Source organism: Nonomuraea sp. NPDC049637 (assembly GCF_040675235.1).
In the GTDB taxonomy this organism is placed as follows: Bacteria; Actinomycetota; Actinomycetes; order Streptosporangiales; family Streptosporangiaceae; genus Nonomuraea.
In genome coordinates this window covers 1-14,268 of sequence record NZ_JBFAOM010000086.1, presented here as the reverse complement: position 1 = coordinate 14,268, position 14,268 = coordinate 1, and the positions used below count along the sequence as shown (strand labels likewise).

Sequence of the window (14,268 nt, the reverse complement as noted above, 5' to 3'; positions counted from 1 at the left end):
GCCGCGGGGCCGCCCCCCCGCCCCCCCGGCGCGACGGCCCGGCGAAGCTCACGCGGTGCCCGCGTTGTAGGTCCACTTCTGGTTGCTGCCGCCCCAGCAGGTGTACAGCTGCAGCCCCGTGCCGTTGCCGGTGCCGCCGCCCACGGCGTCCAGGCACAGCCCGGACTGCACGCCCACGATCGTCCCGTCGGTGTTGACGCGCCATTTCTGGTTGTCGCCGCCCCAGCAGGAGTAGATCTGGATCTTGGCGCCGTTGCCTGTGCCCCCGGCGTCCAGGCACTTGTTGCCGTAGACCTTCAGTTCTCCTGCCGAGGTCTGGGTCCACTGCTGGTTGCTCTGACCGTTGCAGTCCCACAGTTGCACCGCGGTGCCGTCGGCGGTGCTGGAGCCGGGCACGTCGACGCAGCGGCCGGCGGCCGTGCTCCTGATCTGCCCCGCGCCGCCGCCGGGCGGGGGTGTCGTGTTGCCGCCGTTCAGCGCGTTGAGCACCGCCGTGTAGGCGGCCTTCTTGTTGCCGTTGCCGTCGAAGAGCAGCGCGCTGGCGCCGGAGCCGAGCCAGGAGTCGGTGTCGCGGACGCCCCAGGTGGTGATGCCGGTGCACCGCGGCACCGCCAGGCAGTCGTTGACGACGGCGGCGTACGTGGTGGCCGAGCCGCCCTGGATGTCCAGCTCGGTGATCTGCACGTCCACGCCCAGCGCGGCGAAGCTCTGGATGGTCGTGCGGTAGTTGCTGTTGTACGGGCTGTTGCCGTTGAAGTGCGACTGCAGGCCGATGCAGTCGATCGGCACGCCGCGCGCCTTGAAGTCCTTGACCATGTTGTAGACGCCCTGCGTCTTGGCCCAGGTCCAGTTGTCGATGTTGTAGTCGTTGTAACACAGCTTGGCGGCCGGGTCGGCGGCGCGCGCGGTGCGGAAGGCCACCTCGATCCAGTCGTTGCCGGTGCGCTGGAGGTTGGAGTCGCGCCGGCCGCCGCCGCTGTCGGCGTAGGCCTCGTTGACCACGTCCCAGGCGTAGATCTTGCCCTTGTAGTGGGCCATGACGCCGTTGATGTGGTCGATCATCGCCTGGCGCAGCGAGCCGCCCGACAACGACTGCATCCAGCCGGGCTGCTGGGAGTGCCAGGCCAGGGTGTGGCCGCGTACCCGCTTGCCGTTCTGCACGGCCCAGTTGTAGACCCGGTCGCCGTTGGTGAAGGTGAACTGACCCCGGTTGGGCTCGGTGGCGTCGATCTTCATCTCGTTCTCGGCCGTCACCATGGTGAACTCGCGGTTGGCGATCGTCGTGTAGGCCGAGTCGCCGAGCTTGCCCGCGGCGATGGCGGTGCCGAAGTAGCGGCCGCTCTGGGCGGCGGCCGCGCCGAGCGTGCTCGCCGCGGCGTCGGCCGGAATCGCCGTCGCCAGTGCCGTGAGCAGGCCGAGCGCGCCGATCGCGCCGGTGATCAGTGCCCGGCGGCGCGCGCCGGGCAGCCGTCCGGCGGTCGGTGGGGACATGGCGTTGACACGCATGCTTGAGCCTCCGTACGCGAATCATGGGGAAGGTCGTGGGGCGCACTTCGGAGGGGTGCGCCCGAGGCGCTGGGGAGCGGATGGGGGGAGCCGGGCTCGGGCACTCAGTGTGTGGATCTAGCCGAAAGTTGTCAAGGTTCGGATAAAACTTTCGGAGCCGGGCTTGCTTGCAGAGGCTGGTCATCCAGGCCGGTAGCTGTCGAAAGTTTCGGTCGGCGGGTCGTGAAAGTTTCACGGCGACGGCGGCGCCCATTTGGAGGTGGGACGCGTCTTCGGCCGCTTCGGGGTCCGGGCGCTCTTGACAGGGTCGTCCGGCTCGTATTTGCTCCGTCCCGCCGGCACCGCGACTTGTCAGCGCTGACGCACGAACAGGCGGAACCATGACACGGGCGTCCCCTACGGCTGCCCCGGGCCCGCCGGCGGCGCGAACGGGGCCGCGACGTCGGTGACGTGTTCCGCCGGGCCCGCCGTCTCCCGGTTCGGGTGGTAGATCTCGCGCATGGACAGCGCCGGGGCCAGCCCGTGGTCGTCCAGCCAGGCTCTGAGCGTGTCGTACGCCGGCAGGATCGCCGGGTAGTGCGACCGCTCCTTGCTGACCTCGACGTACGCGGCCCGGTGGGACGGCTCCAGCCGGACGCCGATCCGGCCGGCGGGCTCGATCGGGCTCCCGGTCGGCAGGCACACCTCCACCGGGCCGTTCGAGTCCTCGCTCACCGTGCCGTGGAAGACGGCGAACGGCGGCCCGGACAGGCAGCCGCCGGCCGCCCCCAGATGGGCGAAGAGCGCGGCCGAGGCGTCCGTGATGAAGTCCGTCAGGCCCGAGGCTCGCGCATGGCCGTGGATGAAGATCACGCGCTGCTCGGGCACGTCCCGCAGGCGCACCTCGTACGCGGGGGTCGCCTCCTCCAGGAAGACCTGCCGGATGTAGGCCAGCAACGACTGGCGTGCCCGCCATTGCTCCTCACGGGCGCTCCAGTGCTTCGCGATGGCCTCGACCGCCGCGGGGCCATCCAGCCGCAGCACCCTGCCGACCTCGGCGAGGGGCATGTCGATGGCGCGCAGCAGCGTGATGCGCCGGGCGGCGGCGAGTTGCGCCGGGCCGTAACGGCGGAAACCGGTGCGGGGATCGACCTCGGCGGGCGGCAGCAGCCCCTTGGCGTCGTAGAGCCGCAGCGCCTTGAGCGTCAGGTTGGACCGCGCGGCGAACTGTCCAGTGGTCATCAGATCGGACACCGCCCGAGTATGGACCCTGCCCCTGGGGCGGAGACAAACCACCTGGATCGCCGCCCGGGCGGCCCGCCGCGCCCGGCGCTGAAGTCGCCCGGCTGTTCCGGCGCGCGCTCCGGCGGCCGTGCCATCATGATCTTGGTCGGCCTTCCGTCCACGCGTCCCGCGTCACCCCTCAACTCCGAAGGGATCGCCATGAACGATCAAGCCCCCAGTTCCGCGCGGATCTACAACTACCTGCTGGGCGGCACGGACAACCACCCGGTGGACCGGCAGGCGGCCGAGGCGTTCAAGGCGCGGCTCCCCACGATCGAGGCCGCCGCCCGCGCGAACCGCGGCTTCGTGCTGCGCGCCGCCCGCGCCATGGCCGAGGCCGGCGTCCGCCAGTTCCTGGACATCGGGTGCGGCCTGCCGGTCGAGCCGAGCGTCCTCGGCGTGGTCCGCGAGGTACGGCCGGACGCGCGCGTCGTCCGCGTGGACAACGATCCCGAGGTCGTCCCCGCCGGTCGGGGCCGTACGGACGCGCCCACCGTGTTCGGCGACCTGCGCGACCCCGCCGCGATCATGAAGGATCCGGCCGTGACCGGGCTCATCGACTTCGGCGAGCCCGTGGGCGTCATCACCGTCGCCGTCTGGCACTTCATCCCCGAGGACGCGGCGTCCGAGTACGCGGCGACCCTGCGCGCGGGCCTCGCGCCCGGCAGCCATCTGGCGATCAGCCATGTCTGCGCGGACACCGTCCCGGCGGCCGCCCAGGAGGCGGGCAAGGCCGTCTACGCCCGGACGGCCAACCCGGTGCGGCCCCGCACCCAGGCCGAGATCCGGGCCCTGTTCGGCGGGTTCACGCTCCTCGACCCCGGGCTGGTGCCGCTCGGCGACTGGCGGCCGTACGACGGCGACCCCTATCCCGAGCAGGCCACCGAGTCCCTCGCCGGGGTGGGCGTCCGGAACTAGCGGTGACCTTCCGGTTCTGCCGCATCGGTCGCGCTCGGCAGGCATGCTGCGACCGTGCGGGTGATCCACGTCGTCGGCCCGGTTCCCTTCGCCGCCGAGGGCCGATAGGGCCGGAAGTCCCGAACGAGATCCGTGCCGCCACCCGGCCCCCGGAACGGACTTAGGGTCTTGGGCATGGCCGACCCCATTCTCGTGCTGAACACGGGATCCTCCTCCATCAAGTACGAGCTCGTCGATCCGCACACCCGCGAGCGCGCCGCCAGAGGGCTGGTCGAGCGCATCGGGGAGGACCTCGGGCGGATCACGCACCACGGCGGGGACGGGCCGCCGTACGTCCGGGAACGTCCCTTCGCCGGCCACGGGGACGGGCTGGAGGCGATGCTGGCGGCGTTCGCCGCCGCGGGCCCCGAGCCGGCGCCGGTCGCGGTCGGGCATCGGGTGGTGCACGGCGGCACCCGGTTCGCCGAGGCGGTGCTCATCGACGACGACGTCATCGCCGCGATCGAGGAGCTGGCCCCGCTCGCGCCCCTGCACAACCCGATCAACCTGACCGGCATCCGGCTGGCGCTCAAGGTGTTCCCGGACGTGCCGCAGGTGGCCGTGTTCGACACCGCGTTCCACCGCACGCTGCCGCCCGAGGCGTACACGTACGCGGTGCCGCGCGAGTGGCGGGCGCAGGGCGTGCGGCGCTTCGGCTTCCACGGCACCTCGTGCGCGTACGTCTCCCGGCGCGCCGCCGCCCTCCTGGGCCGCGACCTCGCCGGGCTCAACCTGATCGTGCTCCACCTCGGCAACGGCGCCAGCGCCACCGCGATCTCCGGCGGGCGCAGCGTCGACACCTCCATGGGCATGACGCCGCTGGAAGGGCTGGTCATGGGCACCCGCTCGGGCGACGTCGACCCGGCCCTGGCCGCGTACCTGGCCCGCACCGGCGGCCTGGACGCCCAGCAGGTCGAGCACGAGCTCAGCCACCGCGGCGGCCTGCTCGCGCTCACCGGATCCGGCGACATGCGCCAGGTGCGCGCCCGCGACGACGACGAGGCCAGGCTGGCCCTGGAGATCTACACCCGGCGCATCCGCAAGTACGTCGGCGCCTACCACGCGCTGCTCGGCTGCCGGGTGGACGCGATCGTGCTCACCGGCGGCGTCGGCGAGCACGACGCCGCCACCCGCGCCGCCTGCCTGGCGGGGCTGGAGCGGATCGGCATCGCGGTGGATCCCGTGCTCAACGCCGCGGGGGCGGCCGGCGAGCGGGCGGTGTCCGTCCCCGGCGCCGAGGTGCCCGTGCTCGTCATCCCCACCGACGAGGAGTGGGAGATCGCCCACCAGACGTTCGCACGCCTGAGGTCCGGCTGACCGGGCCGCGCTACGCGCCCTTGTCCGTGCTCCGGTTGAACGTCGGGAGCGTGGTCAGGTCACGGGCGGCGGCCAGGTGGGAGGCGAAGTTCGGGTCGAGGAGGCCCAGGAGGAGCACGACGGCCCAGGCCACGACGGCGATCATGGCGCCGTCGTCGAAGGGAGCCGGGAGCCTGAGGCCCAGCCGGTCGGCGGTCACCAGGCCGGCCACCGGCAGCAGGGCGATGACCAGCGTCCGGACGGTCTCCAGGACGCGGGCGTGCCACGAACGGCGGGTCTCCTCGGGGGTGGTGTCGCGGGTGGGGAGCCGGTCGTACTCGCCCGTGATGACCGTGCGGGTCAGCTCGGCGACGCGGGTGCGCAGGTCGTCGTAGGCGGTCGGGGACGGCAGCGCCACCCACAACTGGAGGTCGATGACGGCCTTGGCCGCCTCGACCGCGCGGGCGCGGACGACGGCCCTGGTCAGCGGCGTCCCACCCCGGGCGACGGTCGGGATGCCGACGCGCAGCAGGAAGGCGACCCTGCCGAGCAGGGCGAGGATCTCCCTGCGCGCCCCCGGCGCGAGCTGCCCGCGGCGGTCGGGCTCGGCGCGGGCCAGGACGGCCGCCAGCTGCTCGAAGAGCGGCTCGGTGGGCGGGGTCCTGGACTCGCGGTCCCACTGCCACATCACCACCTTGACCGGGATCATCCCGAGGACCAGGGCGCAGCTGACGGTGCCGATGCTCTGGGGGATCGGCAGCCATCCCCGGCCCGCCAGCTCGACGGCCCACGCGGGGCCGGCGGCGTGCCGGAGGTACAGGACGGCCGGGAAGCAGCCGACCCCCAGGACGCTGGCCAGCGGATCGAGGACATAGCGGAAGAGCGGGCGATGCCGCCGGTTCTCGATCCAGACGGCGATCCAGATGAAGACCGTGAGGCCCGCGACGGCCAGGAAGACCTTCTGCACGGAGTTGACGGAGAACTCCGACACCAGGACGACGGCGGCCACGCCGAGCATGGGCAGCAGGATCCAGGCGCTCACGTTGTCCTCGACGTGCCTGCGCCGCACCGACCAGCGGGCGGTGGAGGCGGCCACCGCCCGGTAGCGGCTGCGCAGGAGCGCCGGGTCGTCGCCGGGATCCAGGCTGCGCGCGAAGACCGGCCAGGTGCCGTTCAGCTTCTTGGCCAGGGCGAACATCTCCGCCAGCTCGGGTTTCTCCAGCAGGCCGCCGGTGCGGGCGGGCGGGACGGGTGCTGCGACGGGGGGAACCGCTTCTTCGGTCATGAGGACGTCCTCACGTGGAGCGGGCTACTGCGCGAGGGGCGCTTCCCGACACTACAGAGCGTGGGACGGAGAGGCGGGGGCGTGACCGGATCGGGCCAGAACTCGCCCGCCGAGCCGATGAGGACCAACGGCCCTGCCGGGCGGGACTTCCTCCTCCGGCGCCGCGCCGCCGCCCGTAGGACCCTGACGGTGAGAGCTTCGACCGGTGAAGGAGATGCGCGATGAGCACTCACGTCGTCGTCGGTGTGGACGGGTCCGTCCCGGCGACCGGAGCGGTGGAATGGGCGGCCGCCGACGCGCGGCGGCGGGGCCTGGACCTGCGTCTCGTGCACGTCGGCCCGCAGTGGCTGCACGAAGCGAACGCCGAGCACTGCGCCCGGCTGCTGGAGGAGGCCGCCGACCGGGCCCGCGCGCTGTCCGGCGGCGTCAAGGTGACGACGGAGCTGCTGTCCGGGAACGTGGCCGGGGAGCTGATCCGCGAGTCGGCGACGGCCGCCGGGGTGGTGCTGGGCAGCCGGGGGCTCGGCGGGTTCGCCGGGATGACGGTCGGCTCGGTGAGCATGGCGGTGGCGGGGCACGCGTCAGGGCCGGTCGTGGTCGTCCGCGCCCCCGCCGCCGGCCCCGAGCACGGCACGGTGGTGGTGGGCTACGACGGGTCGCAGGACGCGCAGGCGGCCATGGAGTACGCCGTCACGCAGGCCAGGGCCCGCGGCGCGCGGCTGCACGTGGTCTCGGCCTGGCAGATGCCCGTCTTCTCCCCGTACGCGGTCACGTACAACTCCCTGCTCCAGGACCTGATGCGCGAGGAGACCGGCGCGGCGCGCGAGCGGGTCGTGCCCTGGCGGGAGGCCAACCCGGACCTGGTCGTCACCGACGAGCAGCCGTGCGCCCATCCGGTCACGGCCCTGATGCAGGCGGCCGGATCGGCCGACCTGGTCGTCGTGGGCTCGCGCGGCCGGGGCGGCTTCGCCTCCGCCGTGCTCGGCTCGGTCAGCCACGGTGTGCTGCACCACGTGAAGTGCCCGGTCGCCGTGGTCCGGCCGGACGCGGAGGAGCGGTCATGAACGGGTCACCGGCGGCCGGACAGGTCATGAACGGGTCGCCGACGGCGGGACAGGTCATGAGCCGGGTCCTGGTGGCCGTCAAGGCCGAGGAGTCGCCGCTGATGGCGTGGGAGCTGATGCGCCGGGCCGGCGTGCACCACCTGCCGGTCCTCGACGGAGGGCGCCTGCTGGGCATCCTGACCAGGGAGTGCCTGGCCGCGTCCTGGTCCGGCGGGCCGCAGGAGCAGGCCGGCCGCGAGGTGCGCGACCTGCTCGGCGGCGCGCGCATGCCCCGGGTGGGGCCGGACACCCCGCTGAGCAGGGTCGCCGCCGCCATGCTGGACGCCGACGTGGACGCCGTGCCCGTGCTGTCCGGCGACGGCCTGGTGGGCCTGATCACCGCCCGGGACGTCCTGTCGGCGGTCGCCGGACGGATCGCGCCGCGGCCCGAGCCGAGCGAGGTGGTGACCGGGATGTTCCACCTCGAACCCGTCCTGCCGGAACGGCGGGAGGCGTGAGATGAAGGCCCTGGTCGTCTACGAGTCCATGTTCGGCAACACCGAGCGGATCGCCCAGGCGGTGGCCGAGGGGCTGGCCACTCGGATGCGGGCCGAGGTGGCGGAGGTCGGCTCGGCCCCCGCGCACGTGGGGGACGAGGTCGCCCTCCTGGTGGTGGGCGGCCCGACCCACGCCTTCTCCATGAGCCGGGCCGCCACCCGCGAGTCGGCCGCTCAGCAGGCCGCCGGGCCGCTGGTGTCGCGCGGCGGGGGCGTGCGCGAGTGGCTGGCCACGCTCAGCACGTCGTCGGCCGGGCTCTGCTCGGCCGCCTTCGACACCCGCGTGACCAGGCCCCGCCTGCCTGGCTCGGCCGCGCGGGCGGTCGCCAGACGGCTGCGTCGCCTCGGCGTCCGGCTCGCCGTGCCGCCGTGCGGCTTCTACGTGACCGGCATGCAGGGGCCGCCGGCGCCGGGCGAGCTGGAGCGGGCCAGGCAGTGGGGTGAGAGCCTGGCGGCGTCGTTCCCGGTGCCCGCGTCCTGACAGCCTCGTGGAACGGCGCCCGGCGGTTCTCCGCCGGGCGCCGTTCTCAGTGCCGCGCGGGCGTGGGGGACGGGTGCAGGATCCGGTCCAGGCGGGCGGCGGCGTAGCCGAGCGTGGACAGCGCGACGACGATCAGAAGGTCTCCCGGCGACAGCGGCCGGGTGCCGAGCAGTTCGCGCAGCGGCGGCAGGTAGATCCCGGCCAGCTGCAGGACGAACGCGCCCGCCACGGCGAGCAGCAGCATCGGGTTGGCCAGGGTGCCGGGGCGGGTCCGGGTGCCCAGCGCCACGCCGAGCTGGGTGGCGCCGAGGGCGAAGAAGGCCATGCTCTGCCAGGGCCGCCCGGTCATCGACCCCCAGACGGCGACGCCGAGCGTGACGGCGGTGAGCACGACCGCGATGCGCAGGACCCGCTGCCACAACCCCGCCCCCATGATGCTCTGACCCGGCGGACGCGGCGGCTGCGACATGGTTCCCGGCACCGTCGGCTCGCCGCCCAGGGCCACGCCGGGCAGGCCGTGGGTGAGCAGGTTGATCCACAGGATCTGCGCGGGCAGCAGCGGCAGCGGCAATCCGAGGAACGGGCCCAGCACCATCACGGCGATCTCGGCCGCGCCGCCCGACAGGCCGTAGACCAGGAACCGGCGGATGTTGGCGTAGACCCGGCGGCCCTCCTCGACGGCGGCGACGACGGTGTCCAGGTTGTCGTCGGCGAGCACGAGGTCGGCGGCCTGCCGGGCGACCTCGGTGCCGCGCCTGCCCATGGCCACGCCGATGTCGGCGCGGCGCAGCGCGGGGCCGTCGTTGACGCCGTCGCCGGTCATCGCCAGGACCTCGCCCCGGGTGCGCAGGCTCTCGATGATGTCGAGTTTCTGCTCGGGGGTGGCCCGCGCGTAGACGCCTGCCGGGCCGTTGTCGAATGCGCCCGGTTCGCGGCAGTCGACGACCCGGTCGGCGGCGCCGATGATGCCCAGGTCGGCGGCCACGGCGCGGGCGGTGCCCGGATGGTCGCCGGTGATGAGGACCGTCCTGATGCCGGCCCGCGCACAGTCGGCCACGGCCGCGGCCGCCGCCTCACGTGGCGGGTCGAGGATTGCGACGAGCCCGAGCAGCCTCAGCCCGTCCTCCCGTACGGGCTGCGGGACGGCGTCCAGGTCGGTGCTCGCCACCGCGAGGACGCGGTAGCCGTCCCGGGCGTACCGGTCGGCGCGTTCGGCGGCGCCGGCGAGCAGCTCCGGGCCGTCGGTCAGCACGGACGGGCGCAGCAGCGCCTCGGGGGCGCCCTTGCAGATCAGGCGGACGCCGCCGCCCGGCAGCAGGTGCACCGTGCTCATGCGCTTGCGGTCGCTGTCGAAGGGCAGCTCGACGACCCTGGGGAACCGTTCCTGCAGGCCCGCGCGGTCGAGGCCGAGCCGGGCGGCGGCGGCCAGCAGCGCGGCCTCGGTGGGGTCGCCGAGCGCCGTCCACTCGCCACCTGGGTCCCGGGGCGGGCGCAGGCGGGCGTCGTTGCACAACGCCGCGGCGGTCAGCAGCGCGGCGAACTCCTCCGGGTCCCCGCCGGTGATCTTGCCGTCGGGCGCGTAGCCGGAGCCGGTGACCGCGGCCTCGGCCGCCGGGGTCCACAGGTGCCGGGCGACCATCCGGCCCTCGGTGAGGGTGCCCGTCTTGTCGGTGGCCAGCACGGTCACCGAGCCCAGCGTCTCCACGGCGGGCAGGTTGCGGACGAGCGCGTCGCGGGCCGCCATCCGGCGGGCGCCCAGGGCCAGGCTCAGGGTCACGACCGCGGGCAGCGACTCGGGCACGGCGGCGACCACCAGGCTGATCGCGGTCACCACCATCAGCTCGACCGGCTGGCCGCGGACCAGGCCCAGGGCCAGCACCAGCGCCGACAGCAGCACCGCGACACCGGCCAGCAGCCGGCCGACCCCGACCAGACGGCGTTGCAGCGGCGTGAGACCGGCGCCCTTGACCATGAGTGAGGCGATGCGCCCGCTCGCACTCGCCGCGCCGATCGCGGTGACGACCGCCCGGCCCCTGCCGCGGGCCACGACGGTGCCCGAGGAGACCGCCGCGCCCGCGTCCTTGTCCACCGGGACCGACTCGCCCGTCAGCGCCGACTCGTCGACCAGCAGCGCCGCCGACTCCACCACCTCGGCGTCGGCCGGGACGATGTCCCCTTCGGCGAGCACCAGCAGGTCCCCGACCACGACGTCACCCGCCGGGACCTGCCGCTGGTGGCCGTCGCGCACCACACGGGCGTCAGGAGTGGCCAGCTCGGCCAGGGCCGTGATGGCGCGGTCGGCGCGCACCTCCTGCGTCACGCCGACCGCCGTGTTGACCACGATCACCAGGCCGATGACGGCCGCGTCGGTCCAGTCGCCGGTGGCGACGGTCAGCGCCGCCGCGATCAGCAGCACGATGATCAGCGGATCGCGGAGCTGGGTGACGACGCGCCGCCACAGCGGGGTGGGCGGTTTGCGCGGGAGCAGGTTGGGGCCGTCCCGTTCCAGGCGGACGGCTGCCTCCGCCGACGACAGGCCAGAGGACGAGGGCGTCACGTGGGTGTCCTTCCTGCCGTGGCCCTCGGGCCGGCGGAGTCGCTGCGAGGTGTCTTCAGGGTCTAGTCTTCGCCCTGCTCAGGGCGGTAAACGTGCACCCTCCAGCCTCCGGGGACCGGCCGGACGGCGGCAGGGTCGAAAGTCACCGGAAGCGGGGCCTTCGGCACTGTTCCGCCCCCATCGCGCGGGCCGATCGTGGAGGTATGAGCATTCGCCTGATCGTGGCCGGGACCGACGGCACCGAGGACTGCGCGGCCGCGCTGCTGTGGGCCGCCGACGAGGCGGCCCGTCGCGGGACGCGGCTGGTCGTGGTGCAGGCCGCGGGGACGGACGGCGGGACGCCGGCGAGGCCGCCCGCCCTCGCCGGACGGCATGCGGGAAGGCCCTTCGGCCCTGGCCCGGCCGACCTTCGGCTCTGCGGGGGACGGCGGGAGGCCGGGTCTCTGGGTCGCGGTGCTGGCCCGCCAGCTGCGCTCGCCCCTGCTGATCCTGCCGGCGGTCACCGCCGCCGCGTCGTTCTTCCTCGGCGAGTCCACGGATGCGATCATCATCGGCGTGATCCTGACGGTGTCGGTCGGGCTGGGCTTCTTCAACGAGTACCGGGCGGAGAAGGCCGCCGAGGCGTTGCACTCCCAGATCCGGCACCGCTGCCTGGCCCTGCGGGACGGCGGTCCCCGGCTGGTGGACGTGGTCACGCTGGTCCCGGGCGACGTCGTCACGCTGCGGCTGGGCGACATCGTCCCGGCCGATCTGCGGCTGGTGTCGTCGGCGGGGCTGGAGTGCGAGGAGTCGGTGCTGACCGGCGAGTCGATGCCCGTGGCCAAGGCCGTCGAGCCCGTCGGCCCGGACCGCCCGCTGGCCGAGCTGGCCAGTTGCGCGCTGATGGGCACCGTCGTGCACGCCGGGTCCGGCACCGGCGTGGTGGTGGCCACCGCCGGACGGACCGAGTTCGGGCGCATCGCGCTCCGGCTCGGCGACCGCCATCCGGACACCGAGTTCCAGATCGGGCTGCGCCGGTTCTCCATGCTGCTGGTGCGGGTCGCCGCCGCGCTCACCGCCGGGATCTTCGTCGTCAACCTCGTGCTGCACCGCCCGGTGCTGGACGCGCTGCTGTTCTCGCTCGCGATCGCCGTCGGCATCTCCCCGCAGCTCCTGCCCGCCGTGGTCTCGACCGGCCTGGCCGCCGGCACCCACCGGCTGGCCCGGCAGGGGAGCCGGGCCACTCGGCGAGCGGCAACCCCCTGGACGTCGCCCTGTGGGACGCGCCCGCCGCGCTCCGGCCCGGGCCGCCCGGCCGGCGGCTGGCCGTCGTGCCCTTCGACCACGAGCGCAGAACCGCCTCGGTCCTGGTCGAGGACGACGACGGCCGGATGATCGTCACCAAGGGCGCGCCGGAGGCCGTGCTGGCGCGCTGCGCCCCCGTCGCCGACCAGGCCAGGGCCGTGCTGGAGGCCGAGTTCGCCGCCGGCAACCGCGTGGTGGCCGTGGCCACCCGGCGGCTGACCGGCGACGCCGCCCGCCGGACGACCCTCAGCCAGGCCGACGAGCACGACCTCGCCTTCCGCGGCCTGCTGGTCTTCCTCGACCCGCCCAAGGCCGGCGCCGAGCAGGCGCTGCGCCGCCTGGCCGGCCTCGGCATCACCGTCAAGGTGCTCACCGGGGACAACCCCGCGGTCGCGGCCAAGCTGTGCGCCGATCTCGGCCTGCCCGCCGGACGGGTGCTGACCGGCCAGGACGTCGAGGCCGCCGACGACTCCCGGCTGGCCGCGCTCATCGAACAGGCCGTCGTGTTCGCCCGGGTCAGCCCGGAGCACAAGGCGCGCATCGTGCGGGCCCAGCGGCGCAACGGCCTGGACGTGGCCTTCCTCGGCGACGGCGTCAACGACGCGCCCGCGCTGCACGCCGCCGACGTGGGCATCTCCGTCGACGCGGCCACCGACGTCGCCAAGGACGCCGCCGACGTGCTGCTGCTGGAGAAGGACCTCGCCATCCTGGCCGACGGCGTCATCCAGGGCCGGCAGATCTTCGCCAACACCATGAAGTACGTGTTGATGGGGACGTCCAGCAACTTCGGCAACATGTTCTCCGCCGCCGCGGCCTCGGCGTTCCTGCCGTTCCTGCCGATGCTGCCGTCCCAGATCCTGCTCAACAACCTGCTCTACGACTCCAGCCAGCTCGCCATCCCCACCGACAACGTCGATCCCGAGCAGCTGCGGCGCCCGTCCCGGTGGGACGTGTCGTCGATCCGGCGGTTCATGTTGTTCTTCGGGCCGGTCAGCTCGCTGTTCGACTTCGTCACCTTCGCCGTCATGCTCGGTGTCCTGCACGCCGGGCCGCCGCTGTTCCGCACCGGCTGGTTCGTCGAGTCCCTGGCCACCCAGGTACTGGTGGTCTTCGCGATCAGGACCAGGCGGGTGCCGTTCTTCCGCAGCCGTCCGAGCCTGCCCCTGACGGTCGCCGCACTGAGCGTCGTGGTGCTCGGCGCGGTCATCCCGGTCACCCCGCTCGCCGGCGCCCTGGGCTTCCAGCCGCTGCCCGGCCCGTTCTTCGCGGTGCTGGGCCTGATAGTGGTCGCCTACCTGGCCCTCGTCGAGCTGGCCAAGCGCCGCTTCTTCCGGGCCGCCCCGGAGACCCTGGCCGGGGGCGGCCGCACCGCCGCCCATCCGACGCACCGCAGGGCCCACGGGTTCAGCACGGTGGCCGCCGCCCTCGCCGCCGGACGTCCGCCCTCCGCCCCCCGAGAAGGGGACCAAGGTCCCTAGGGCGCGGGCGCGCATCCGGAAATCATCGTCATCATGACGACGACGCAGCACATCGACGCTTACTGGCGCGCGGCGAACTACCTGTCCGTCGGGCAGATCTACCTGCTGGACAACCCGCTGCTGACCGAGCCGCTGCGGCCGGAGCACGTCAAGCCGCGGCTGCTCGGCCACTGGGGCACCACCCCGGGGCTGAACTTCTGCTTCGCCCACCTCAACCGGATCATCGCCGAGCGCCGCCAGGAGATGATCTACATCGCTGGCCCCGGCCACGGCGGGCCCGCCGCCGTCGCCCATGCCTGGCTGGAGGGCTCCTACACCGAGCGTTATCCGGACGTCTCGCAGGACGTCGAGGGCATGCGGCGGCTGTTCCGGCAGTTCTCCTTCCCCGGCGGCATCCCCAGCCACGTCGCGCCCGAGACGCCCGGCTCCATCCACGAGGGCGGCGAGCTCGGCTACTCGCTCGCGCACGCGTTCGGCGCGGCCTTCGACAACCCGCGCCTGGTGGTGGCCTGCGTCATCGGCGACGGCGAGGCCGAGACCGGCCCGCTGGCCGCGAGCTGG

At 73.8% G+C, this 14,268-nt stretch carries 11 protein-coding genes and 1 pseudogene; 8 read left to right on the top strand and 4 right to left on the bottom strand.

The window, feature by feature from the left end; translation table 11 throughout:
• Nucleotides 1-48: 48 nt before the first annotated feature.
• Nucleotides 49-1,506, bottom strand: coding sequence for an endo-1,4-beta-xylanase (locus AB0J71_RS48620; RefSeq protein ID WP_364421141.1), 1,458 nt, complete (start codon nucleotides 1,504-1,506; stop codon nucleotides 49-51).
• Between the two features lie 396 nt (nucleotides 1,507-1,902).
• On the bottom strand, nucleotides 1,903-2,739 hold the full coding sequence (locus AB0J71_RS48615; protein WP_352330253.1) for a MerR family transcriptional regulator: 837 nt from the start codon (nucleotides 2,737-2,739) through the stop codon (nucleotides 1,903-1,905).
• A 189-nt stretch (nucleotides 2,740-2,928) separates the two neighbouring features.
• Between AB0J71_RS48615 and AB0J71_RS48610 the strand changes: the two genes are divergently transcribed.
• Nucleotides 2,929-3,687, top strand: a complete 759-nt coding sequence (locus tag AB0J71_RS48610) for an SAM-dependent methyltransferase (RefSeq protein WP_364421138.1) — start codon at nucleotides 2,929-2,931, stop codon at nucleotides 3,685-3,687.
• Nucleotides 3,688-3,861: 174 nt separating this feature from the next.
• A complete protein-coding gene (locus AB0J71_RS48605) occupies nucleotides 3,862-5,043 on the top strand; it encodes an acetate kinase (protein ID WP_364389543.1) in 1,182 nt (393 codons plus the stop codon).
• 10 nt (nucleotides 5,044-5,053) lie between these two features.
• Here AB0J71_RS48605 and AB0J71_RS48600 read toward each other — a convergent pair whose 3' ends face one another.
• Nucleotides 5,054-6,307: a hypothetical protein gene (locus AB0J71_RS48600; protein WP_352330674.1), complete on the bottom strand. Its 1,254-nt coding sequence runs from the start codon at nucleotides 6,305-6,307 to the stop codon at nucleotides 5,054-5,056.
• Between the two features lie 221 nt (nucleotides 6,308-6,528).
• Between AB0J71_RS48600 and AB0J71_RS48595 the strand changes: the two genes are divergently transcribed.
• Genes AB0J71_RS48595 through AB0J71_RS48585 form a run of 3 tightly spaced genes read left to right on the top strand, consistent with a single transcriptional unit; the run spans nucleotide 6,529 to nucleotide 8,388 of the window.
• Nucleotides 6,529-7,371, top strand: a complete 843-nt coding sequence (locus AB0J71_RS48595; protein WP_352330676.1) for a universal stress protein — start codon at nucleotides 6,529-6,531, stop codon at nucleotides 7,369-7,371.
• Nucleotides 7,368-7,868 (top strand): CBS domain-containing protein, encoded by a 501-nt coding sequence (locus AB0J71_RS48590; protein WP_352330678.1) that lies wholly within the window; start codon nucleotides 7,368-7,370, stop codon nucleotides 7,866-7,868. The genes AB0J71_RS48595 and AB0J71_RS48590 overlap by 4 nt, the downstream gene beginning before the upstream one ends.
• A gap of 1 nt (nucleotide 7,869) precedes the next feature.
• Nucleotides 7,870-8,388, top strand: coding sequence for a flavodoxin (locus AB0J71_RS48585; protein ID WP_364421136.1), 519 nt, complete (start codon nucleotides 7,870-7,872; stop codon nucleotides 8,386-8,388).
• A gap of 46 nt (nucleotides 8,389-8,434) precedes the next feature.
• On the opposite strand, the gene AB0J71_RS48580 is transcribed toward AB0J71_RS48585, so the two are convergent.
• Nucleotides 8,435-10,945: a cation-transporting P-type ATPase gene (locus AB0J71_RS48580; protein ID WP_364421134.1), complete on the bottom strand. Its 2,511-nt coding sequence runs from the start codon at nucleotides 10,943-10,945 to the stop codon at nucleotides 8,435-8,437.
• Nucleotides 10,946-11,317: 372 nt separating this feature from the next.
• Here AB0J71_RS48580 and AB0J71_RS48575 point away from each other — a divergent pair, with 372 nt between their 5' ends.
• The 3 genes and pseudogenes from AB0J71_RS48575 to AB0J71_RS48565 all read left to right on the top strand — a co-directional run.
• A complete protein-coding gene (locus tag AB0J71_RS48575; RefSeq protein WP_364421132.1) occupies nucleotides 11,318-12,319 on the top strand; it encodes a hypothetical protein in 1,002 nt (333 codons plus the stop codon).
• Nucleotides 12,256-13,707, top strand: coding sequence for an HAD-IC family P-type ATPase (locus AB0J71_RS48570; RefSeq protein WP_364421130.1), 1,452 nt, complete (start codon nucleotides 12,256-12,258; stop codon nucleotides 13,705-13,707). The genes AB0J71_RS48575 and AB0J71_RS48570 overlap by 64 nt, the downstream gene beginning before the upstream one ends.
• A 33-nt stretch (nucleotides 13,708-13,740) precedes the next feature.
• Nucleotides 13,741-14,268 (top strand): annotated as a pseudogene (locus AB0J71_RS48565) (phosphoketolase); the annotation flags it as partial.

Coding starts and splice junctions, on each gene's coding strand:
- AB0J71_RS48620 (WP_364421141.1), bottom strand. CDS start 1,506: ATGCGTGTCAACGCCATGTCCCCACCGACCGCCGGACGGCTGCCCGGC.
- AB0J71_RS48610 (WP_364421138.1), top strand. CDS start 2,929: ATGAACGATCAAGCCCCCAGTTCCGCGCGGATCTACAACTACCTGCTG.
- AB0J71_RS48605 (WP_364389543.1), top strand. CDS start 3,862: ATGGCCGACCCCATTCTCGTGCTGAACACGGGATCCTCCTCCATCAAG.
- AB0J71_RS48600 (WP_352330674.1), bottom strand. CDS start 6,307: ATGACCGAAGAAGCGGTTCCCCCCGTCGCAGCACCCGTCCCGCCCGCC.
- AB0J71_RS48595 (WP_352330676.1), top strand. CDS start 6,529: ATGAGCACTCACGTCGTCGTCGGTGTGGACGGGTCCGTCCCGGCGACC.
- AB0J71_RS48590 (WP_352330678.1), top strand. CDS start 7,368: ATGAACGGGTCACCGGCGGCCGGACAGGTCATGAACGGGTCGCCGACG.
- AB0J71_RS48585 (WP_364421136.1), top strand. CDS start 7,870: ATGAAGGCCCTGGTCGTCTACGAGTCCATGTTCGGCAACACCGAGCGG.
- AB0J71_RS48575 (WP_364421132.1), top strand. CDS start 11,318: ATGCGGGAAGGCCCTTCGGCCCTGGCCCGGCCGACCTTCGGCTCTGCG.